The following is a 23,609-nucleotide window of genomic DNA, read 5'->3' on the forward strand; positions in this document are numbered from 1 at the left end:
TGCGTTTTTTATTTTATAAAATTAATGATTGCTAAATTCGGTGTGTGATGATATATTAAATCGTAATTATTACGTTTTAAAAGGAGCTGAAAATATGTCTACTTGGACCATAATCGGTGGCGGTATCCAAGCAGTTACAATCGCAATAAAATTAAAATCCATAGGTATCAAAGACCACGAACTAACAATTATTGATCCACATCAAAGTTTATGCGAGCAATTCGAGGATTATACTCAACGCATTCAAATGCCTTATTTACGTTCGCCGTGTGTCCACCATATACATCCTAATCCCTTTCATTTAAATCAATTTGCTAAATGTCATCAATATATTAATGCCAGTTATGGACCGTATAAAAGACCAAATCGAGCGTTATTTATAGACCATATTCACCATCTATTACATAAATTCAATTTGAACAAGAACCATATTGTCGGTTTTGCTAATAAAATCAGCTTCAAGCAAAAACAATGGCATGTACAATTATCACAACACAATTGGATTACATCAGATTACTTGGTGATTGCAACAGGTTGTAATCACGTACCCTATATTCCACATAACTTTAAACATACACCAGATGTATATCATATTTTTGATTCACGATTAAATTTACATAAACAAACTTCTCATGTCGTCGGAAGTGGGATTTCTGCAGCACATGTCACTTTAAAATTACTACAACATCAACCGCAATCAGTCATTCATCTTTGGACAAATAAAGTCATTGACGTACATGACTTCGACGCAGATCCAGGTTGGTTAGGTCCAAAAAAAATGTCAAACTTTAGTGCATTAACTGATTCAAAAACCAAACTGAAAATCATTCAAAAAGAGCGCCATAAAGGTTCTATGCCTAAAGAATTAGCATTGAGGCTCAAAAAACACATGAAGCAAGGTAAATTAATAATGCATATCAATGAATTAAAAGATATACATCATCATCATATTTGTACAGAACAATATTGTATGTTCTATGATAGCGTAGTATTAGCCACAGGTTTCGAAGATACACTTATGCAACAACCAATTATCAAGCAGCTCGTTAAAAATTTTAATGCACCTGTGTCAGACGCGGGACTGCCTTCTATTTCATCTCATTTAGAATGGTTACCGAATTTATTCGTCACAGGTGGTCTAGCAGATTTAGAACTCGGTCCCTTTGCTCGCAACATCATGGGTGGCCGTGAAGCAGCAGCAAAAATTGCAACTGCTGTATTATCAAAAAAACCGTATTGAACATAAGATATATTTAACAACAAATGAACATATTCAAAAGAATCTGGGACATAAAGTTCTTGGACATGTGAAAAAGCCAATTTCAATTGAAATAATAATTAACTCATTGAGTTGCTACTTTGCTCATATTAAATACCATTAATTCCAAGAAATAAAGATACTAATAAGACATCTACTTTAAGATTTACTCTAAAACGATTCATTGTTTTATAAGAAGGTGTTTGATTTTGTGAGAGCTACATCTTTCGGATACGATTATTAAGCATTTTTTCTATTTTTCGACCAGTGTATACAGATTGGGTGTATGCATGTAGAATAATTATTAACATCATTTTGGTTGATATAAGACCTTGTTTTTAAAGTATTTTAATGTGAAATGACATATGAATACGCTATATTTTGGCGAGCCGCTTGAGGAAACAAGACAAGCTGAAGCTGCCCCTAAGAAAGCGAGCCAACCATACGAAATATTGAATAACAAAGAAGCACACAGATGCATTAATTAAATCATCTGCGTGCTATTTTTCTAAGTTTTTGTACCAAGCTCATATATAGTTTACATTTAATATTAATTAGCTTGAATACATGCTAATCATTAAAATAAAAATCACTAATCTAATACTTTAATTGCTCATTGCCGTTTACGTGGTTTTATAGCAACGGTTCCTCTCATTACACAAATCAATCTATCATTTTGGTCTCTGATATCTATGTTCCAAACTTGAGTCGTACTACCTTCATGTATGATTGTAGCAGTCGCAAATATTGTCCCTTCGGTTGTCGAACCTATATGATTCGCATTCATTTCTAAACCTAGGGGAATGTAATGCTCTGTGTCAATGATTTCAGCAGCCCCCATAGAGCATGCTGTTTCTCCGAGCGCTAAACTCGCCCCACCATGTAAAAAGCCAAATGGTTGTTTCACTTCATCTGTTACTGGCATGGACATAACCATAAGTCCATGTTCTTGTCGCTCTACCTTTATCTTTAAAGCATCAAGCATATTTGCCATTTAAGACACCTCTTTTTTTATTCTTAGATTTATAATATCATAGCCGCTATTGTTCCAAAAATAATTAGAGGAATGTTATAGAAAACAAAGTTTGGAATACATGTATCACGAATGTGATCATGTTGACCATCAACATCTAAACCTGCCGTAGGTCCTAATGTTGAATCACTTGCAGGTGATCCTGAATCACCTAATGCACTTGCTGTTCCTATCAACGCAATCAATGCCATAGTACTTAATCCTAAAGATTCACCTAATGGCACAAATAACGTTGCAATAATAGGTATTGTAGCAAATGATGAACCGATACCTAATGTTACGACCAAACCAATAATGTACATGACAATAATACTAAATAATTTATTCTCACCAATAACATCGCTAAGCCCACTTACTAAATTACCGATATCTCCTGTTTCATTCATTACACCTGCAAATCCATTTGCTGATAAGATTACGACACCTATAAATGACATAATTTTAATACCATCTACAAATTTTTGGTCTAACTCAGTCCACTTGTATGCACGTGAGATGAAGAACACAAGCACACCAGCTAAAGCCCCAAATATCATAGAATCAGTGAACATTTGTACTAAAAACGTAGCAATAATAGAAATAATGGTTACTATGAGGACATATGGTCTAATTTCAATTTCACTCATATCTTTAATATCTTTATGTTCAGAATATTTTCTAGGTTTTCTATAATAATAAATACCTGCAATTAAGCCAACAATATAGCCTAATGAAGGAATCAGCATCGCTTTCCATATCATGCCCATTTCAATTGGATGATCTGCTTTAGAAAATCCGCTTTGAATAATTTGATGGAAAATCTGACCGAAACCATATGGCAATAATACGTATGGCCAACATAAACCAAAGCCAATGATAATAGCAATTTGTCTTCTATCTATATTAAGTTCATTGAACAAACTTATTAATGGTGGTATCACAATTGGGATAAATGCAATATGTACAGGTATTAAGTTTTGGCTCATTACACTCATAATTAAGAGTGCACCGATAATAATCACTTTAACTTTAATACGTGACATTTTACTGTTTTCCGCGTGAATAGCATTGATAATTTTATTTACTAAATAGTCAGTAATACCACTATAAGAAATCAACGCAGCAAACCCGCCTAGTAAAGCATAGCTCAATGCCACTTCTGCGCCATCAACAATATTTTTACCAAATACAGATACAATGTCTGTGACGCTCATACCTGCGATTAAGCCACCAACTAGTGCACTGATAAATAAGCTTATAACAACATTTAATCTACATAAACAGAGTACAATCATCAGTACCACTGCTATAACAACTGCATTTATCACAAATGCACAACTCCTTTATTACGTTATCGAACTAAAGTATCACGAGATTTATAATAACAATTGCTTATCAAATTGTCAATCCTATCTTGATATTTAGATAAAATATGAATCATTAACCTGCCAACCTTGTGATATAAGGTTAAAAAAACTTCAAGTTAATCTACTAAAATTAACTTGAAGCTTTTGTTTTTAATGGTAATATTGTTACATCTATAGTACACGTAACCATTGTACGATTGTTGATATTAGATAACCTGTAGGTCCCACAGGCCCTTTATAACTTGATTTATTCGTAGTAGCAGGCCCTGCGATATCAAAATGTAAATGTGGTGTATTACCTGCAAAATGATTGATAAATGTTGCTGCAAACAATGCTTTACCTTGACCATTGGTATGGTTAACTAAATCAGCCACTTCACTTTTTCTTATCAGTGCTTGTTCTGTGTCAGTAATCGGTAATTCAAAGACTTTTTCATCCATCATTTGTGCTTGTTGTAGAATAGATTTTAACGTAGTGTCAGCATTTTGATTAAAAACGGCAGCTTTATCTTCACCTAACGCAGCTACAGCAGCGCCAGTTAACGTTGCAAAATCTAATATTATACTTGGCTGAAATTGATTTGCATAAAATACAGCGTCACCTAAAACAAGGCGCCCCTCTGCATCAGTATTTAATACCTCTACTGATTCTCCGCTAAGTGCTGTGTAAACATCATCTGGTTTCATTGCTTCGTCATTCACCATATTTTCGGCAGCGGCAATAATTCCAACAATATTTAGTGGCAGTGCTAATTGACGAGCAGCTTCGATCATTCCTATTACATTTGCTGAGCCACACATATCAAATTTCATGGTCTGCATACCTGTTTTTGATTTGATTGAATAGCCACCTGAATCATACGTAATGCCTTTACCTACGAGTGCAATAGGATTTTCTCCTGGTTTTCCACCATTATAAGTCAACGTTATTACGCGTGGACCATTTTTAGAACCTTTACCAACTGCATGAATTAACCCAAAACCTTCTTTTTGTAAAGTTTTATTATCTTTGATATCAACTGATACGCTAGTGTCATTAAATTGTTTTTGTATCAGTTCTGCATAATAAGCTGGTGTCAATATGTTAGGTGGTATATTACTATAATCACGTGCTAAATTAACAGCAGTTGCAATAGCCTCTCCTCGTTCAATAAACTCGACAATGTGATCTTCTTCTGTGTGAATCTCTATTGTTAATTGATAAGGCGCTGATTTATTAGTTTTATAACCATCAAAATGATATATAGATTGTTTACTTTGTTTACCAAGAATTTCTGCAATTAATTCCGTTTCTACTTTTTGAGATTTAAACGTGTTAAACAACAATGAAGCTTTAGTTACTCTCTTGCTATTTAAGGTTTGAAATAAATTTCCGAAGATTTTTAAATAATCATTATATCCTAATGTTTTAGTATTTCCTAAGCCCACAGTAATCAGTTTATGTGCCTTCTCATCTACTTTAAAAAATGTACTCGAAATCGCTCCAACATTGGTGCTGAAAATATGATGTTCTTTTAAAGGGGATAATAAGTCTTTTATGTCATTTCCAGCAATTCGTATCGACTCTAATTGATTTAAATGTTCAGGCACACCAACAATAATTGTTTCTTGTTCAATCTTAGAAGTGTTATTTATAACTGTTTTCATCAAACATCCCTCATTTCAATTTATTCTGTCACATTGTATCATTTTAATGTCGGATCATTATAAAAAATGATAGATTATATCATACTATATATAAAATTTGAGGCTGAGACAATTTATGTCTCAGCCTCAATATTTATGGTCAATAGATACTTATCTATTGGTTATCAGTTATTAAAATTTACCTTTTTTAAATGCTAAACCAATACCACCAAGTTTGAATACTGCACGTGTATCGATTACTTTTTTCATAAATGCAGCTTTTTTACCTTGGATATCTTTACCATAAACAACACCAACGCCATCGTTAGCACCTAAAGAACATACTGTACCACGATCAACATATTCAAACTCTTGAGTAGGTTGACCTTCTAAAATATTTTTAATGTTCTTAGCAGTGTGCTCGCCTTCTTGCATAGCAATTTGTGCTGTTGTAGGTAATGGGCGTTCTTCACCAGCTGGAATAAATGCAGAACAATCACCTATTACAAAAATATCATTATAACCATCGATTGTTAAATCTTGATTTGTAACGATACGGCCACGTTTAACGCCTTCGAATGATTCTTCCATTAACTTACTACCACGAACACCTGCTGCCCATACAACTGTATTTGCTTCTAATTGTTGTTCTTCATCATTAACTTTAACTACGAAACCTTTTTCATTTGCAGCAACAATCGGTGTAGCAATTTTAAATTCAACACCTTTACTTTCTAAATAACTAACTGCATGGTTTACTAATTCATCAGAGAATTGAGGTAACATTTTTGGAGCAGCTTCTACACAAGTAATTTTAACTTTTGTTTGATCTACACCATATTTGTTACATAACTCAGGGATACGGTCAGTTAATTCACCTAAGAATTCAACACCTGTAAAGCCTGCACCACCAACGATAATAGCTAAATCTTTATCATCTTTATTTTTAGAAGCAGCGTAGTTAGCAAATTTATCTTCAATGTGGCGCGCTAATTTACGTGCAGTTAAAATATTTTCGATTTGGAAAGCATGATCTTTCATACCTTTAATACCAAATGTTTCACTTTCGAAACCTAAAGCAACAACTAAAATATCAAAATCAAAGATTCCTGCATCAGTTTCTACTTTTTTAGCATTGCGATCAATTTTTGTAACTTCTGCTTTAATGAAGTTTACTTTATTCTTATTGATTACGCTTTCAACTGGATATAAAACATCTTCATAACTAATTGTTCCAGCTGAAGCTTCATGTAACCAAGTTGCTTCATAGTGATAATCATTCTTATTGATTAATGTAATTTCAGCTTCATCAGCTGAAAGTTGCTTTTGTAATTTGGTAATAGTTTGTAACCCAGCGTAACCAGCGCCTAAAACTAAAACTTTTTTACGTTCTTGAGCCATTTCATTCACCTAAGCTTTCATAATTTTTTTGTTGCGATCGTCTTTTTATAATTTACTGATTTACATAGAAATTCACAAAAAAGACATTTTTCATCCAACACTAATTTTATAGTTTTTATAGTTTATTTTCAAGCCGAAACGCATATATTGTTTATTTTTTCACATAAACAGATAAAAGACTATAGTTCTAACCACATTTAGTCGAACTATAGTCCATAAACACTCAGTTTAAAATTTTTAACAATCTTCTGGTGAACCAGAAACTTTTGCAGTTCTGAATGAACTTCCACAACCACAAGATGCAATTGCGTTTGGATTGTCTATTTGGAAGCCACCGCCCATTAACGATTGTTTGAAATCAATTTTTGTACCTTCCAATACTGGTATATCATATTTATCAACTAGCACTTTGACACCGTGAAATTCAAATATTTCATCATTTTCACTAGGTTCAGCTTCTGCAGACATACCATACGTTAATCCTGTGCAACCGCCACCATTAACTTTGATTTTCAAAAAGCCATCTGGCATATCATTCTGTTCCATCATATCTTTAACTTCGTATGCTGCCGCTTCTGTTAGTTCAACTACTGCCATTGAAATTACCTCCCTAAAAAATCCATGTTTCTTCTATATGTGAATAAATATTTTGTAATAAGTCGTCTGGTGATTCTCCTTCAACAATATCACCGTTTACTAATGCATACAAGCCACTTGAGCAAATGCCACAATTTTGCAGACATCCATATTCTAAAACGTCTACACCTGGATCATTTTCAAGTTGATTATATACATAATCTCCACCTTTCGCTAAATTCGAAATGCAGAACTCAACTATTGGATTCATATTACACCCTCTCAATTAATTATCAGTTTAGTAATTATAACAAAATCACATCACTTTTGACCACTTACTAGCTTATATGAATTAATCATTCATTTTGTTGTTTTTGTAACAATTCAATTAAAACAAAACACGTTTTCGTATAAAATGCCATTCACACTAATTTTTTATATTGTTATAATCATATTGTATTTTTAAAGATTTATGTTTACAAATTACAATTCATCACGTTTATTTGTAGAAGTATATAAAAAAGCATATAATATATCTAAGTAAGCTTATTATGAAATTGGTATTTCGTTCAATGAAGACGAATATGATTTAACCAAATTGTATTTATTGACTTACATTGACGACAAGAGATAAAAATATTATTTATTTACAAAAAATAAACTGTATTTTTATCAAATTGCTCAATATATTTTTACTAAAGGGGTATCATAAATGAAAAATTTAGTACTATTGGGTGGCGGATATGGAAATATGCGCATTATGTCTCATATTTTACCATCGGCACTTCCTGAAAATTATTCTATTACATTAATTGATCGTATGCCTTATCATGGTTTAAAACCAGAATTCTATGAATTAGCTGCTGGTACTAAATCAGACAAAGATATTCGTATGAATTTTCCTGATTCAGAACGTATTAATATTGTGTACGGAGAAATCAATGATATTAATTTAGATGATCAAATTATTTCAGTTGGCAACACAAAAGTAGATTATGACGAATTAGTCATTGGACTTGGTTGCGAGGACAAATATCATAATGTTCCAGGAGCAGCAGAATACACACACAGTATCCAAACGTTATCAAGTTCACGGGAAACATTTCATCATATCAGTGAATTACCTAATGGAGCAAAAGTGGGTATTGTAGGTGCGGGTTTAAGTGGCATCGAATTAGCCAGTGAACTTCGCGAAAGCCGTAAAGATTTGCAAATATACTTATATGATCGAGGAGAACGTATTTTACGTCGTTTTCCAGAAAAGCTAAGTCGTTATATAGAAAATTGGTTTAAAAAGAACGATGTAACGGTAGTTCCAAATTCTGATATTAATCGTGTAGAACCTGGTAAAATTTTCAATAACGATGTACCTGAACCATTGGATTTAATCGTATGGACTGCTGGCATTCAGCCAGTGGAAATTGTTAGAAATTTACCAATTGATATTAGCAGAGATGGCCGTGTCATCCTAAACCAATACCATCAAGTCCCAACCTATAAAAATGTATACGTAGTTGGCGATTGTGCAGATTTACCTCATGCACCTAGTGCACAACTTGCTGAAGTTCAGGGAGACCAGATTGCTGATGTTATGAAATTACAATGGCAAGATAAACCTCTACCTGAAAAAATGCCAGAACTCAAAGTTCAAGGCTTCTTAGGTTCTCTTGGTGATAAAAAAGGTTTTGCTTACATCATGGATAGAACAGTCACTGGACGTTTAGCTTCAATCTTAAAATCTGGTGTGCTATGGTTATACAAATATCACAATGGATAAATTTTAATCAGTAATTATAAAGACACGTCTTCCTATACTTTATTAACATGCGTAAAAAGTATAGATACGTGTCTTTTTTTAAATAATTAAATTAATGCGCTTCCATAAATTGAGTGATATCTCTCAATTGTACATACCCATCTGAAACATATTCATCATTCATCGTTACAAGCGGATAGAACAATTCATCATCTTGAATACGCTCAATATATTGTTGATCATGATCAGTTAAATTTTCAGTATCCTTTTCTATATCAATATACGTAAACTCAAATTGGATATCTGGATACTTTCTTTTGAGCAATGGTTGCAACCAATCAAAAGTATTACGCGCTGTTGGCGCATTAACACAGCTTGCACAAACAACATCTGCACCATAAACGACTACACTTACTTTATTCATTTTACTTATCCCCTTTTGTCTCGATTGATAGATTTTTCTTTATATATCTATTATAATAAAAAGATAGACAGAAAATGAAATAATATACTTGAAAGGAGGCATTTCCATGCCAACTGAAAACGTAACAATGTTTGATCAAGTAGCAGAAGTAATTGAAAAACTACGTCCATTCTTACTACGTGATGGCGGCGACTGTTCGCTAGTAGATGTAGAAGATGGCATTGTTAAACTTCAATTGCACGGTGCATGTGGTACATGCCCAAGTTCAACAATCACATTAAAAGCAGGCATCGAACGTGCTTTACATGAAGAAGTACCTGGAGTAGTAGAAGTAGAGCAAGTATTCTAGTTGATCAACTTATAAATAAATTAAACAACAAAAACGTCAAATTTTATAGAATTCTTCGTTTATGAATCTTTCATCAAATAGCTGATTTATAACAAAATGCACTTTCATTTAAACATGAAAGTGCATTTTTATATTAAAACCAGAAATAAAATTGAAAATTGTATGATAGCGAAGTGATTTGACTTTATTGCTTAAATTTATACAAGTCATTCCTGACGTAATCAGCACGCTGTTCATTTTTAATCAAAGGCAGAACCGATAAATAAAATCAGTAAACACCATAGAAAATCCATAGTTGCGATTTCCTATCCTAGTCAACATTTTAATCATCATTCAAATCATTCATCCTTAATTTGAAAGTAGTTATTTGCGCATGTGCTGAGCAATGTGCTCACTAATATAAACCCAACCTTTCCATCCTATATGGACGGCATCACTGATAACATAAGGTTCATAATCTTTATCTGTCATGTCGTAAATTTTCCCGCCACGACTAATAACTGTGTTCTTAATTTTATTATATACTTTCTGACGTTTTTCTTTATTTACACCTATGTGATCGTACCATTTTCCATTTGATGGAAGACTAATATATTCAATATCAGCACCAGCCTCTCGCATAGTATCTACCAATAACTCCAAATCTTTAAATTCTGGAGAATTACTATTAAATTCATAATCTCTGTTCACTTTACGCTTATGCTTTTTTATTAATTGCCAATACTCATCTCTAATTTTAAATATATTTGATTGTGAATGTTTAGCACCATAGTATTCAGCTTTATTGCGAAGCATCCCCCAACTGTCATCTTGTGCAGTTACCGGTGTAATATCTGCTAACTCAGTATTTGCAAGAGGTAAATTCGACTTTATTGCTTCAATTTTTTCAAATTGATTCATTTTAAATGATGATACATATTGGTCATTGTCACTAATTTTACCTTTAGCTACTTTTTCTAAATAGTTTCGATTTTCTACATTTTTAAATCTTAATAAACGTTTGGCATAGCGCTGTTTAAGTTCTGGGCTTAAATGCTTTTGCTTAAATAAGCGGTTCAACTTTGCTTTAGACATACGAGCATCAAAATTTTTATTAGTTAATCCATGGTTTGTAAACCATTGCGGCGATATAATAAGTGACATTTTCTTTCCTTTTAAATGATCATATTGTGAGGCTAATTCCACAGCATTAATTAAATCTGTAGAACCACCTGTGCCAATTAGAAATGGTTGCTTAGCATGCATATTTTTATCGCGCAACAATATAGATGGATTAAACGGGTCATCTTTCCCAAGTTCACTAGAACCGTAAATTGGATAAAAATGATTCGACTTAAACATCTGCTCTTGGATTAACGTACCTTTTAACACTTGATCTGAGAGTGAAGTACGTTGATTATCTAACGTTTTCTGAGTGATTAATCCACTAAACCAACTAGAAGGTAATATTAAGAAAATCCCAAATAAACATAAACTGATGATAATTGGTATAAAATGTTTTAATTTCATCTTAATTCTTCTAATACCGCTGCAATCTTATTTGGTGTTGCCCATTCATCTCTGTCAAAATCCATAATTGAAACCTCAATATCTAATTTGTTTTGAATTTCTAATAATAAACCGACCGTTTGAAATGAATCTATAATACCTTCTTCAAATAATTCAATGTCAGGATTTTCTTTCACGATATTATTTTCAGTTACTTCAACTAATAAATCTAATACTTGTTCTTTAAATTCCATTATTATTCCTCCTAATTTTAAAACAGTTTTCCTGAAAAAATCAGAAAACCAAATGTTACAAAATGAAATGTTACAACAATACTCAAAGCAGTTGTAAACTGGTTCTGCCAACGTGGACGATGTTTTTTTCTCCATTTTTCATAATAGCCATATCCAATAAATAATGCTGCATGATACAACCCATACAAAATGTAATAAAGTTCTATACCATGCCATATGCCCATTATTAAAAAGTTTAAGAAAAAGGCTATATTCGACATTGCAAATTGACTTTTTAGTAATTTTTTCTTTGACATAAAAAATAATGACCGCATATAAATACAATCTCTAAACCAAAATGATAGTGACATATGCCATCTATTCCAAAAATCTTTAATATTTTTAGCTTTAAATGGCTGGTTAAAGTTTTGTGGCGTTTGAATACCATAAATATAGCTAAACGCAATAGCAAAAAGTGAATATCCGGCAAAGTCAAAAAATAAATATAAACTGTATGCGTACATATATAACCATTTTGTGATAACACCAGAAAAATCGAGCATTAATGGATTAATTGCAAATGTTTGTATCAAATAAGCAATAATATATTTGTATAAAAATCCAAGCATAATGTAATGTATTGCTTTGACAAATAAACCATTATAGTCACTTCCACTCAGAATTTTATTGTCATCTTTCACAAAACGTTTGTAACGATCAATTGGTCCTGAGGAAATGGTTGGAAAAAACGATATAAACTGTACGACTTTCCAAAATTTAATCTCTTTGATTGAGCCATCTCTAATTTCCATTAATAGTTGAACACTTTTAAAAGTAACATACGAAATGCCTAAAAATCCGATGAATTCTATGACTTTACTCTCATGTAGTTTTAACTGTGCCATTCCAAACCACGAACTTTGCATAACTTTCACAACAATAAGCGGCAAAACAGAGAGAAAAATAACCGATATAAATTTTGCTGTTGTATTATTTTTAGCACGAGAATTCCAGTAATATATGATAATCAACACTTGCCAAATTAAATAAAGGATAAAATTTATCAGTTCTAAACTCAAAAAAGCTTGTCCAAATAGATGATGCTTATTCGATGAAAATATTAATATAATCATGACTGCTGTACTCAAACCATTATAAATTTTGCTCTGCTTACCCATAAATCCTAATATAATAACTGGTAACAAAATAACAAATGCTATAAGAAAGAATGTAAAATCGCCGTATGGAATCATTTCTCTATAGCCTCAGCAATCTTTTTACGATCTAATTTTCCATTCATCGTAAGCGGTAATTTCTTCATATATATTAACTTTTTAGGTATCATATATTCGGGCAATACATGTTTTAATTCCGTTTTTATTTCATGAGTCAAAGTTTGAACGTCTTCGTGGGTTTCGCAATCACTTAAAATAACTGCAGCATTTAAATGAATGACTTTGTTATTTTTATAAGTTGGTACAACAACTGCATCTCTGATTTTTGCTAACTTTCGCAATTGAAACTCTATTTCTTCTAATTCCATACGATAGCCGTTTAATTTAATTTGATAATCTATTCTTCCATTAATAAACCATTGGTTATCAATCAATTGTGCTTTGTCACCAGTATAATAAGATTTCTCACCATCCAATTTGGTAAATACTTTTTTTGAACGTATGTCATCTTTGACATACCCTTCACTTACGCATTTACCTGAAATGATAAGTTCACCTTCGTCGGTTAACGATAACTTCGTTCCCGGTTGAGGTATACCTACTGGTAATGGATTATATTGATTTAAAACTTCATCTGTAACTAATATACTTGTGACTGCTACCGTAGCTTCTGTAGGGCCATATGTATTGTAAATGTATGCAGATGGGAACCGTTGAAGCAATAGTTCTGCTGTTTTATGTGCCAAAATCTCACCACAAAAGAAAAATTCTTTCAAATTACTATAATATGTTTCCGTTAAGCGTGGCAGCATAAGACACATTTCCATAAATGAAGGCGTAGATACCCATACATTTATTTTTGCTTCTTCTAACATTTGATTTAATAATTTTGGTTTATTTATCATTACTTTATCTACTAAGTTTAAGGTTCCAGCAGTCATTAAACACGGGTATATGGACATGACAGATAAATCAAATGAAAAAGGCGCTTGATTGAGCCATTGTTGATTTGAATCAACTTGATTGAGTTCTAACATCCAATTTGTAAAAAGATTGAGACTTTCATAACTGATTTGTACACCTTTTGGTGCTCCAGTAGAACCTGATGTAAAAATAGTATAAGCAATATCAGAATTTTTTATATTACTTACTGTGGTGTCATCTTGTTTTACACTTGATAATGAATCTTTTGAAATAAAAGAAACATGCTCTATTTCTATATGTTCATCAGTAGTATTAAATATATATTGTGGCTCTATTTTATTTATAATTGATAGCATACGATCTTGAGGGATAGAAGTATCTAGGGGAACATAACCACAACCTGCCTTCATACTACCTACCATTCCTACAATCATATACGGGGACATATGCCCGTATAAAATCAATGGTGTTTTAGCATCTTTTAATATCATTGCAAGTTGGTTGGCTAACCGATTTAGTGCTTCATAGGTCAAAATTTCGTCATTATGTTTAACTGCAACTTGATTTGGACAGTTTTCTCCATGTCCTATTAAAGTTTGAATGATGTCTTTCATGATAGTCTCCTTAATTAAAATTCATTGTAAATAAAGTTATTGTGTGTATCACCTGTACCATAAATTAAATATAATGCAATTAATATAGTTAGGTACATTACTGTCAATAACCATGGCTTGAATTTTTGTAAAGCAGTATGTTCTTTATCGTTTTTGTGCATATTTCACCTCTAAAATTTATATAAATTCAACATTAATCATCTTCATTAAATTATTTTTTATATTTTACACCTTATTGTATATAAGTTATTCAACTTTTTCACCAATTAATTATACAATTTTTCCTACATCATTACAATTAAATATTTGTGCATATATATAACAAAATTGTTAGATAGTATATAAATAAATAGAGTATTATTTTAAAATTCAAAAAAACACACAATAAACTCATTTAAAAGAATTTATTGTGTATTAATTTTAACTATTCTAACCCAAGATATAGTAATATACATGAATGTAATGACCCTTTTTATCAAATGAGGTGAGCATCCTCGATTTATTAAGTAAGTTCAAATTACGCTATTTAATGTAATGTTCCTAAAAAATAAGCTGCCAATCACCCGAACTAAACAGGTAATAAGCAGCTTAAATTCGTTTCAATCATTTATACAACGGGCGTTTTAGGATCTTTTTCGTCTAATACTAGCTTTATATTATCTACGCACAGTTGTATCATTCGGTCTCTTGTTATAACCGATGCACTACCAATATGTGGAAGTATCGTTGCATTGTTCATTGAAAGTAATGGATGTTGCATATCTATGGGTTCCTCTCTTAAAACATCTAAACCACATGCTTTAATTTCTTCATTTTGCAACGCCTTCACTAATGCTTCTTCATCGACAACAGCACCTCTACCGATATTGATAAAAATCGCATCTTTTTTCATCATTTTAAATGCCTTATCGTCAAATTTATCACGTGTTTCTGCAGTTAATGGTGCCGTACAAATGACAAAATCACTCTCTTTTAATAATGTTTCAAATGAAACGTATAATGCACCAAGTGCTTCTTCATCATCTTTATGTCTGGTTCTATTATGATACCTTATATTCGTATTGAAACCTTTTAGGCGTCTCGCGAATGCTTTTCCAATATCCCCCATACCATAAATACCAACGTTAGCTTGATATAAATCTTTACCAGCAAATAAATACGGCCCCCAACTCTGCCATTCACCGTTTTGAACATATGTTTCCGCTTCGACTACACGTCTTGCTACTGCAAGCATTAAGGTAAATCCTAATTCTGCTGTCGTTTCAGTTAAAACACCTGGTGTATTCGTCACAACAATACCCTTACTTTGCATCAAATCAATATCTATATTATCATAGCCTACTGCCATGTTTGCTATGACTTTCAGATTTGGTGCAGCTTCAATCACTTCTTCATCCATTATTTCACTTAATGTCACAAAACAAGCAGTTGCGTCTTTTAAAGCAGTTAAAAACTTTTCTCGTGGCATAGGGGTCAATGACGCATCACAAACTTCTACTTCACCGATGTCCTCTAATTGCTTAATAAATTTCTGTGGAATTTTTCTACTAACTACGATTTTTTGCATTCAATCACTCCTAAATTTCGAGTTCTTTGATTACTTCATTTAAATCTTTAAAACTATATGTTGGCGGTATTGCTTTTTGATTAACATCATCTAAAGTTGATACACCTGTTTGAACATGTATTGTATCAACATCAACATTGATTCCAGAAAGTATATCTGTATCATATAAATCACCTATCATTGCAACTTCAGAGCGATCTAACCCTAAAATTTCCAAGGCTTTATTCATAATAATAGGTTCTGGTTTACCAATAAATACTGGTTCAACACCAGTAGAGACTGACACAACGCTTGTAATCGCGCCATTACCTGGTAAGAATCCACGTTCTTTGGGTATGGATACATCTTTATTAGTTGAAATAAATTTTGCACCGTTTCGAACACCTAGCGTAGCAGTTGCTAATTTTTCATAAGTTACAGCTTCATCCAAACCAATAACTACGTAATCTACATACTCATCCTCTTTTATTTTCAAATGATGTTGCGTTAACGCTTTTTCTAAACCTGAGCCACCTAACATATAGATTGAAGCGCCTGGTTGTTCATCAGCAATATATTCTGCAGTTGCTAGAGCAGACGTCACGACTTCATCTGCTGTAGCATCAACTCCCATCGCTTTTAATTTTTCTGCTACTTCTGTAGGTTCTTTGGTAGAGTTATTCGTAACAAATAAATGAGGTATTTGATGCTTGTTTAAGTATTCAATAAACTGCGCTGCACCATCAATTTTTTCATTTCCTTTGTACATCGTACCATCCAAATCAATGAGATATGCTTTGTACTGTTTCATCAAAACTTACTTCTCTCCTTTTTGTCCAAATGCTGTAATAGGCACATTTTCATTATTCAAAAATTGTATTACCTCATCGATAAATTGTTGATAATAATCAAGTGTTTTATCAAAAAGTGGTTTTAACTTTGTAGTATCGAGCTCGTCATAATAATGAACGAATTGTTTTCTAACATCTACAGTTTGGTTAATATTACTTTGAGTATCTTTAGTGATTACATTTTCTAACTCTAAAATATCGATGACATCTTTATAATTGCCTGGATCTCTTAAAATAAAGCCATCAATAATCATATTACCAATATCTACCGATGATTCGATCAACATTTGTGAAATTCTTTCAAATGCATAGTGATTATCTCTATATTTCGGATAATCATTTACCAATTGTTGTAAGTAATTTATTTTTTTATCTAACTTTTCTTTATTAACAAAATACATCTATGTCACCCCTATCATTCTCATCATACCACACCTTTGCAGTCGAATTCATTTATGGTTATACTGTAAATTAAGACTTTTTATTTCATTAAATGATTCGAATGATAAAAAACTTTAATAACTCAATGATGAAAGGGTGTTTATTATGATAGATATGTACCTCTATGACGATGATGAATCATCACAGGTACAATTTGTAGGTTTCGTCGGAGAATATAGTCGTTATGATTTAATGCTCATACAAACTGATCGCCATTTTGGAAAAACAATGGTTTTAAACATGCAAACAAATAAATTTGGCATTATTGGTACAGATGATTTAGAAGAAGAAGGCTATATTGCTTATATTTTAGGTGTAACTGAAAATGAAGGCAATGAAATCACTGAATACCTCAATCAAGTTATACAATAATTACCACGATAAACACACATGTTTAAGATAATATTGCTTACATAAAATCACTTCAATTTGTTAGCAATTAGTTTATCCAATATTGCTAATGAAATTAATGCACATGATATGTCACAATGTCATGAATCATTCAATAATAACTGCTTGATATAAGGCTGAATCACCTACGATAATCAGCCTTTTTCATTAGGCACCATATTTCAATCATAGAAAAAGGCTACGATACTAAACCTTAAATCTCGGTTCAATATCGTAGCCTAACTTATTAATAATATGAAACTAACTCTAAATCTACATCAACTTAATGCTCATTATCTTGAATTGTTGGTTGGATTTTGACATCTTGTAATTTATTTTCTTCAAAAGGTATTTCTGCATTTTCATCCTCTGTTTCAATTCGGGATTTAATCTCACTTTCAGGAACTTTTCTTAAAATAAAATACGGACATCCAAAATTGCAGTATTCTAATAAATAATCTTGAATTGTCGAAAAGCGCTTACTTAATTCAGCCTTTTTATTCGAGTCTTTATAGAATCCTTTTAACCTTAATTGATCATATCCAAAATCTCCTACAATATAATCATATTTATCTAAAATGTCTGCGTAACGATTTGCAAATAATGTTTCATCAAAACATTCTCTATATTCTTCTATAATTTCAAAATAAAAACTATTAACTTTTATCATTATACTCACCTAATCTAATTTTCATTACTCAATTTAACCATACAGTGTCTGACTTAAAAAGGTTAGTAATCTATTATTATAATTGCTAATAAAAGACTTAGCCCAAAGTGAGTTAACGTGCGTCGTTAATTGCTCTAATTGAACTAAGTCTTTAAATACAATTTCTATATTTTAACTATTAGAATCCATGTTAAGTTGTTCTTCACCTAAGCGATGTCTTTCTTTTGCAGCTTCATTCACTTGCTCATCTGCATGATAAGAACTTCTCACAAGTGGTCCAGCTTGGCAATGTTTGAAACCTTTATCCATTGCTACTTTTCTTAATTTACCAAATTCTAATGGTGTATAGTATTTTTCAACTTTTAAGTGTTTACGTGAAGGTTGCAAATATTGGCCGATAGTCAAGATGTCTACATCATTTGCACGTAAATCATCCATTGTTTCATAAATCTCTTCGTGAGTTTCCCCTAGTCCTACCATTAAACTAGATTTTGTTGGTATATCAGGTTGTAATTCTTTAGAACGTCTTAAGAATTCTAAAGTACGGTCATAAGTCGCTCTAGCACGAACTCTTGGTGTTAAACGACGAACTGTTTCAATATTATGGTTTAAAATATCTGGTTTTGAAGCCATTAATGTTTCTAAAGCTTCGAAGTCACCACCCATATCAGATGGTAATATTTCTATTGAAGTATAAGGGTTACGCTCACGTACTTTACGGACTGTTTCAGCATAAACATTTGATCCAGCATCTCTTAAATCATCACGTGCAACCGCTGTTATAACAACATGTTTTAAATTCATTAATTCAACAGATTCTGCCACACGCTCTGGCTCATCTAAATCTAACTCATTTGGCAATCCGGTTTTAACCGCGCAGAAACGACATGCACGCGTACAAACTGCACCTAAAATCATAAATGTCGCAGTACGACGCTCGCCCCAACATTCATGTATGTTTGGACATTTTGCTTCTTCACACACTGTATGTAAGTTCTTTTCTCGCATCATTTTCTTAAGACCAGTGTAGTTTTCGTTAGTATTCAGTTTTATTTTCAACCAATCTGGTTTACGTAAAATTTCTTCATTTTTAGTAGCCATAACCGTACAATTCCTCCTGATTTCAAATCTGTAATCATTATAACGAAAATCGGATTAAATTAAAACGTAAAATGTAATATTTTAATATTCGAGCAATTTATCTTTATAAATATCTCTTAAAAATTCTGGCATTAAGTAATCTATAGATTGTTCTTTAAGCGTTGGGAAATAACGACCAAATGTATACATATCAACAGTACCTAGCACATAACTTTTATCGTCTTCAATTTCTTCTCCGTTGATAAAATATCTTGCTTCAGATTCGATTAATCCTAAATTATAAAGTATATAACCACCAAATATATCTCCTCTAAAACCTAAACCTTGTGCATGTTCATTTAGATATTCTTGCTTTTGACTTTTAATGATTATATTTTTTAATTCTAGACCGTTTAAGCGGATGCGAACAGCATTAATAGGATGAGGTAACATTTGATGTATATCAAATTCCGTCACTTGATCCGCTGAAATACCTTTTACAATCAATCCTGCATTAATAATTGTGCAGTCAGCATTCGTAAATTCAAATATACTTTCAGCTAACATATAAGACGTCTTTGTTATTACATCTGTCCTTCTCTGCAAATCAACTGGTCTATTAATAACTGGATCGCTTAACAGTGCTTTACCTTCTTTTTCGAAATGTGTTTCTACTTCCGGCAAAGTGTCTACTGGATAAATCACTGCTTGTTTATCTACAACTTTTTTTTGATCTATCTCTAATGTTACTTCACCTAAAAAGTGACCATATTTACCAGCAGCTGCCATTAGCACACCATTATTCATTTCACCATTTTCAAAATAATGGTGTGTATGACTACCCAATATTAAATCAATTTCAGGAATTTCTTGGCATAATTTTTCATCAAAAAACACACCCACATGACTCATAATAATCAATAAGTCATACGCATCTTGATGTGCGCTAATTTCATCTTTAATCGCTTCTAATGGATTCGTAACAACCCAATCCAAAGCCCTATAAAATGGTGTGAATGGCGCAGTGGCTGCAACAAATAAGATTCTCACACCTTCAATCTCTTTGATGATTGATGATGTAATATTTCGAGGTAAGTCACCCTGTTCGTCAAAAACATTTGCACAAGTTACATCAAATTCTGCATTGTCATAAAGTGTATTTAATGCATCATGTGATATTGTCATACCTTCGTTATTACCAATAGTTGCTATATCACAATGTGCTTGATTTAAAAGCTCAACATTTTTGATTCCCATAGTAGCTTCTGTAACAGGAGCAGATAAATCTACATGGTCTCCAATATCTAAATAGAGCGAGGGATGATTTAATTTTGGTCTCTCTTGAGCTAAATATTCGGAAATACGAGCATACTCATGCAAATGACTGTGAATATCATTTGTATGGTAAATAGTTAATTTCACCTTGGTACCCTCCTCTTAGTTTATAAAAATGACTTAATAATTAAATATAGTCCCATTATAAGCATAACTGTTCTTAATAACATAACCACAGTATTTGATTGTATGGATTGATTGACTTTTACACCAATTTTCGCACCCAAATAGCTAGAGATGATTAATACAATAGAATATACCCAAGCTACATGTCCTTGTGCAATATGTCCAATAGAACTCATCACGCTGGAAAAGAATATCATCATCATACTTGTACCAACTGCGACATGTGGTGGAAATCTAAAAACAATTAACATTAGCGGTGTCATAAGTGCACCACCACCAATACCAAACAATCCCGTCAAAACACCTATAAATAACGTTGATATAAATGCCACAATTGGCGGAACACTATAATGATGTATTTTTCCATAACCGTCTACATATGTACGCTCATACTTAGGCTTATTAAACATTTTCATTGGTTTTATATTATTTCTTATCATAAGCAGAATTGCTACGAATATTAAGAAAATACCAAAATATAAATTAAAAGAATCTAAAGTTAAAAAACGACTTAAAATTGATCCAACCAAAGAGCCTGGTAACAAACCAAATAAAAAGATGGAACCATTTTTGACGTCAACTTGTTTCGTTTTTAAATAACCTAATGTTGACGATAGTCCTGTCACGATTAATATTAATGAAGATGTTCCTATGGCAATCTGAGGTGTGATGCCATGTAGTAAATCATTTTCTACGCCCAAATAAACTAAAGTTGGGACGATGATAATACCGCCACCAATGCCCACAAGTGAACCCAATATGGCTGACAAACCACCAATTAAAATCAAAATGATTATTGTTAACATATCTGACCGCTCCTAAAATAATTTTAATTGTTGTGGTGCTAAGCCTTCATAATCAATGCCTAATAATGTTTGGTATGTTTTAGCATTTTGTGCAGCATGACCACCGGAGTTATTATTAAACACGACATAAATATTTTTAGCTTTTTGTTCTAATAATTTCACTTTTTGCGCTAAATCATTAAGTTCTTGCTTATTATAATCATACAAATATCTAACGTCTCTCCAAGCTTCATCCGTCATGTCTTTTTTTGTCCATCCATGTTCGTTTCTACCATGATAACGCACAAATGCTGTTTCGTTTGTAATACGATTGACTAATGGTATAGAACCTTGGCCTACTTGTGGTTCATCACATACCGCATGTATCATGTCATGTTCAGTTAAAAAAGCTAATGTTTCTTCTTTATACTTATCATTAAACCAGGATTGATGTCTAAATTCTATACAGACAGGAAAATCCTTCAACTGTTCTCGTACATATCGAATATATTTAATGTTTTGAACTGTGCAGTCAAACCAAGGTGGAAACTGTACTAATACCATCGCTAACTTTTTTTCAGATTTTAATGGCGCTAACATCGCTTTAAACTGATCAAAAAGTATTTGTCTTGATTCAGCAAAATCATGATAATCTGCATGAAGTGTTAATGCCTGATGAATTTTAACAATAAATTGAAACCTCTCAGGCGTTTCTCTTATCCATTTCCTAATATTTCTTTCAGGTTGTATCGCATAATACGATGCATCTAATTCTACAATGGGAAAATGACTTGCATATGTAATCAACTTATCTGATTTACGTTGCAAATCTTCATACAAAATATCATGGTCACCCCAACCTGTTAAACCAATATTTATCATAGTATCACCAGTTACATGATACCATAGATGATTTATAAGATTCACTTGATTAAATTTTATTCTTCAATTATTTCAACGGTTAAAGTTAAGAAAATCAACGGTCATTTTAAAAGATTCAATAGATACAAAAATCAAAAAAGTTGCTATCATTTATTAAATAGCAACTTTTATTAAAACATCTAAAGATTAATCATCATTGAGTATGCGTTCTGTTTCTTGTACGATATCAGCTATCAATTGAGCAGCTGAATTCGGTTGGGATAACCTTGGACTTTGTCCGCTCCATAAATGCGTCCATTGTTCCTTACCTAAATCAGCAGCAGTTTTACGAATACTATTCGTCAATTGATTTTGAATAGGATAATCTGGAATATCATCAGCATAACTTTCCATCTTGTGTATAAATTCATTATCGATACCTCTAGCTGGTTTTCCCGTAAAGGCTTTTGTGATAACAGTATCTGTTTCTTTGCTCTGCTGTATTGCATTTTTATATAATGTTGAAGCTCCACTTTCTTCTGAAGTTAAAAATGCTGTTCCCATTTGTACAGCCTCAGCACCTAGCACCATACTTGCAACCACACCACGTGCATCCATAATGCCTCCTGCTGCTATAACTGGAATAGATATATTATCCACGATTTGTGGAATCAATGACATGGTACCAACCAATGGCGTGTGTTCACCAGAAGTCACAGTGAAAGAACCTCTATGACCACCCGCTTCACTACCTTGAGCAATAATCGCATCCATTCCTGCGCTTTCATTGGCTTTCGCTTCTTCAACAGAGGTTGCTGTGCCTACCACAGTAATCTGACGCGCTTTCAATTTTTTGATAATATTTTGATTTGGGATCCCAAAAGTAAATGATACTACAGGAACCCCTTTTTCAATCACCATATCTATGGCATCGTTAAATTGCTGTTCTTCACTAATATCAATCACAGGTTCCTCTAAGTTTAAAGCTTTTCTATAAGGTTTTAACCATGCATTCATGTGTTCTACATTTTCTGGAATATATAATTGTTCACTTGGAACAAATAAATTAACGGCAAAGGGTAAGTCAGTTAATTCTTGCACATAAGTTATCTCAGAATCTAATTTTTCTGGAGTAAAATAACCTGCTCCAATCGTACCAAGTCCACCACTATTACTGACAGAAGCTACTAATTCCGGTGTCGTACTACCTGCCATACCTGCCTGTATGATTGGAAGCTTGATATTCAACATTTTGGTCACCTTTGATGAAAAGTGCATACAAAACACTCCTTTTATTGAAATACAATAACCTAAATATCAT

At 32.5% G+C, this 23,609-nt stretch carries 26 protein-coding genes and 1 pseudogene; 5 read left to right on the forward strand and 22 right to left on the reverse strand.

From position 1 onward, the window contains the following. Positions 1–94 precede the first annotated feature (94 nt). Positions 95–1,240 carry an NAD(P)-binding domain-containing protein gene (locus KA883_RS04810; protein WP_210139886.1) on the forward strand — a complete coding sequence of 382 codons (1,146 nt, stop codon included), beginning with the start codon at positions 95–97 and terminating at the stop codon, positions 1,238–1,240. A 146-nt stretch (positions 1,241–1,386) separates the two neighbouring features. Here KA883_RS04810 and KA883_RS04815 read toward each other — a convergent pair. Further along, positions 1,387–1,575 (reverse strand): annotated as a pseudogene (locus KA883_RS04815) (transposase); the annotation flags it as partial. A 48-nt stretch (positions 1,576–1,623) separates the two neighbouring features. Between KA883_RS04815 and KA883_RS13675 the strand changes: the two are divergent. Further along, on the forward strand, positions 1,624–1,746 hold the full coding sequence (locus tag KA883_RS13675) for a hypothetical protein (RefSeq protein WP_268989455.1): 123 nt from the start codon (positions 1,624–1,626) through the stop codon (positions 1,744–1,746). 125 nt (positions 1,747–1,871) lie between these two features. Here KA883_RS13675 and KA883_RS04820 read toward each other — a convergent pair whose 3' ends face one another. The 6 genes from KA883_RS04820 to KA883_RS04845 all read right to left on the reverse strand — a co-directional run bounded on the left by KA883_RS04820 (position 1,872) and on the right by KA883_RS04845 (position 7,511). After that, entirely contained in the window at positions 1,872–2,252 is a 381-nt protein-coding gene (locus KA883_RS04820; protein ID WP_046207526.1) for a PaaI family thioesterase, read from the reverse strand. Between the two features lie 29 nt (positions 2,253–2,281). After that, positions 2,282–3,598: a Na+/H+ antiporter family protein gene (locus KA883_RS04825; protein ID WP_046207525.1), complete on the reverse strand. Its 1,317-nt coding sequence runs from the start codon at positions 3,596–3,598 to the stop codon at positions 2,282–2,284. A gap of 210 nt (positions 3,599–3,808) precedes the next feature. Next, positions 3,809–5,284 (reverse strand): leucyl aminopeptidase family protein, encoded by a 1,476-nt coding sequence (locus tag KA883_RS04830; RefSeq protein ID WP_046208809.1) that lies wholly within the window; start codon positions 5,282–5,284, stop codon positions 3,809–3,811. A gap of 171 nt (positions 5,285–5,455) precedes the next feature. Beyond that, complete coding sequence (locus tag KA883_RS04835; protein WP_046207523.1) at positions 5,456–6,664, reverse strand: NAD(P)/FAD-dependent oxidoreductase; 1,209 nt, start codon at positions 6,662–6,664, stop codon at positions 5,456–5,458. Between the two features lie 237 nt (positions 6,665–6,901). Continuing rightward, positions 6,902–7,261, reverse strand: coding sequence for a HesB/IscA family protein (locus tag KA883_RS04840; protein WP_046207522.1), 360 nt, complete (start codon positions 7,259–7,261; stop codon positions 6,902–6,904). Positions 7,262–7,274: 13 nt separating this feature from the next. Then, the gene (locus tag KA883_RS04845; protein WP_019469672.1) at positions 7,275–7,511 is read right to left on the reverse strand and encodes a YuzB family protein; all 237 of its coding nucleotides are present in this window, start codon (positions 7,509–7,511) and stop codon (positions 7,275–7,277) included. Between the two features lie 441 nt (positions 7,512–7,952). Between KA883_RS04845 and KA883_RS04850 the strand changes: the two genes are divergently transcribed. Continuing rightward, complete coding sequence (locus KA883_RS04850) at positions 7,953–9,017, forward strand: NAD(P)/FAD-dependent oxidoreductase (protein ID WP_046207521.1); 1,065 nt, start codon at positions 7,953–7,955, stop codon at positions 9,015–9,017. Between the two features lie 91 nt (positions 9,018–9,108). Here the strand turns inward: KA883_RS04850 and KA883_RS04855 are convergent, their stop codons facing one another. Further along, the gene (locus KA883_RS04855) at positions 9,109–9,420 is read right to left on the reverse strand and encodes a YuzD family protein (protein ID WP_046207520.1); all 312 of its coding nucleotides are present in this window, start codon (positions 9,418–9,420) and stop codon (positions 9,109–9,111) included. Positions 9,421–9,526: 106 nt separating this feature from the next. Between KA883_RS04855 and KA883_RS04860 the strand changes: the two genes are divergently transcribed. Further along, complete coding sequence (locus tag KA883_RS04860; protein ID WP_019469675.1) at positions 9,527–9,769, forward strand: NifU family protein; 243 nt, start codon at positions 9,527–9,529, stop codon at positions 9,767–9,769. Positions 9,770–10,132: 363 nt separating this feature from the next. On the opposite strand, the gene dltD is transcribed toward KA883_RS04860, so the two are convergent. From dltD to KA883_RS04900, 8 genes are all read right to left on the reverse strand, one after another. Next, the gene (gene dltD, locus KA883_RS04865; protein WP_210139887.1) at positions 10,133–11,278 is read right to left on the reverse strand and encodes a D-alanyl-lipoteichoic acid biosynthesis protein DltD; all 1,146 of its coding nucleotides are present in this window, start codon (positions 11,276–11,278) and stop codon (positions 10,133–10,135) included. Beyond that, positions 11,275–11,511 (reverse strand): D-alanine--poly(phosphoribitol) ligase subunit 2, encoded by a 237-nt coding sequence (gene dltC, locus KA883_RS04870; RefSeq protein ID WP_046207518.1) that lies wholly within the window; start codon positions 11,509–11,511, stop codon positions 11,275–11,277. Before dltC ends, dltD begins: the two co-directional genes overlap by 4 nt. A gap of 17 nt (positions 11,512–11,528) precedes the next feature. After that, positions 11,529–12,743: a D-alanyl-lipoteichoic acid biosynthesis protein DltB gene (gene dltB / locus KA883_RS04875; RefSeq protein WP_046207517.1), complete on the reverse strand. Its 1,215-nt coding sequence runs from the start codon at positions 12,741–12,743 to the stop codon at positions 11,529–11,531. Continuing rightward, positions 12,740–14,203 (reverse strand): D-alanine--poly(phosphoribitol) ligase subunit DltA, encoded by a 1,464-nt coding sequence (gene dltA, locus KA883_RS04880; protein ID WP_046207516.1) that lies wholly within the window; start codon positions 14,201–14,203, stop codon positions 12,740–12,742. Before dltA ends, dltB begins: the two co-directional genes overlap by 4 nt. A gap of 14 nt (positions 14,204–14,217) precedes the next feature. Further along, positions 14,218–14,364 (reverse strand): teichoic acid D-Ala incorporation-associated protein DltX, encoded by a 147-nt coding sequence (locus KA883_RS04885; protein ID WP_046207515.1) that lies wholly within the window; start codon positions 14,362–14,364, stop codon positions 14,218–14,220. Positions 14,365–14,810: 446 nt separating this feature from the next. Then, the gene (locus KA883_RS04890) at positions 14,811–15,770 is read right to left on the reverse strand and encodes a 2-hydroxyacid dehydrogenase (RefSeq protein WP_210139888.1); all 960 of its coding nucleotides are present in this window, start codon (positions 15,768–15,770) and stop codon (positions 14,811–14,813) included. A gap of 10 nt (positions 15,771–15,780) precedes the next feature. Then, complete coding sequence (locus KA883_RS04895; RefSeq protein ID WP_046207513.1) at positions 15,781–16,560, reverse strand: TIGR01457 family HAD-type hydrolase; 780 nt, start codon at positions 16,558–16,560, stop codon at positions 15,781–15,783. Between the two features lie 6 nt (positions 16,561–16,566). Beyond that, positions 16,567–17,001: a DUF86 domain-containing protein gene (locus KA883_RS04900; RefSeq protein WP_046207512.1), complete on the reverse strand. Its 435-nt coding sequence runs from the start codon at positions 16,999–17,001 to the stop codon at positions 16,567–16,569. Positions 17,002–17,146: 145 nt separating this feature from the next. On the opposite strand from KA883_RS04900, the gene KA883_RS04905 reads away from it, so the two are divergent. Next, on the forward strand, positions 17,147–17,413 hold the full coding sequence (locus tag KA883_RS04905; protein ID WP_046207511.1) for a DUF3055 domain-containing protein: 267 nt from the start codon (positions 17,147–17,149) through the stop codon (positions 17,411–17,413). Positions 17,414–17,714: 301 nt separating this feature from the next. Here the strand turns inward: KA883_RS04905 and KA883_RS04910 are convergent, their stop codons facing one another. From KA883_RS04910 to KA883_RS04935, 6 genes are all read right to left on the reverse strand, one after another. Then, a complete protein-coding gene (locus tag KA883_RS04910) occupies positions 17,715–18,101 on the reverse strand; it encodes a YutD family protein (protein WP_046207510.1) in 387 nt (128 codons plus the stop codon). A 171-nt stretch (positions 18,102–18,272) separates the two neighbouring features. After that, on the reverse strand, positions 18,273–19,202 hold the full coding sequence (lipA, locus tag KA883_RS04915; RefSeq protein ID WP_046207509.1) for a lipoyl synthase: 930 nt from the start codon (positions 19,200–19,202) through the stop codon (positions 18,273–18,275). Positions 19,203–19,283: 81 nt separating this feature from the next. After that, positions 19,284–20,603 (reverse strand): bifunctional metallophosphatase/5'-nucleotidase, encoded by a 1,320-nt coding sequence (locus KA883_RS04920; RefSeq protein WP_046207508.1) that lies wholly within the window; start codon positions 20,601–20,603, stop codon positions 19,284–19,286. 20 nt (positions 20,604–20,623) lie between these two features. Beyond that, the gene (locus KA883_RS04925; protein ID WP_046207507.1) at positions 20,624–21,448 is read right to left on the reverse strand and encodes a sulfite exporter TauE/SafE family protein; all 825 of its coding nucleotides are present in this window, start codon (positions 21,446–21,448) and stop codon (positions 20,624–20,626) included. A gap of 12 nt (positions 21,449–21,460) precedes the next feature. Then, on the reverse strand, positions 21,461–22,309 hold the full coding sequence (locus KA883_RS04930) for a DUF72 domain-containing protein (RefSeq protein WP_046207506.1): 849 nt from the start codon (positions 22,307–22,309) through the stop codon (positions 21,461–21,463). Positions 22,310–22,495: 186 nt separating this feature from the next. After that, positions 22,496–23,566, reverse strand: coding sequence for an NAD(P)H-dependent flavin oxidoreductase (locus KA883_RS04935; protein ID WP_210139889.1), 1,071 nt, complete (start codon positions 23,564–23,566; stop codon positions 22,496–22,498). Positions 23,567–23,609 lie beyond the last annotated feature (43 nt).

The organism is Staphylococcus sp. GDY8P54P (genome assembly GCF_017892645.1).
Taxonomy (GTDB): Bacteria; Bacillota; Bacilli; order Staphylococcales; family Staphylococcaceae; genus Staphylococcus; species Staphylococcus ureilyticus.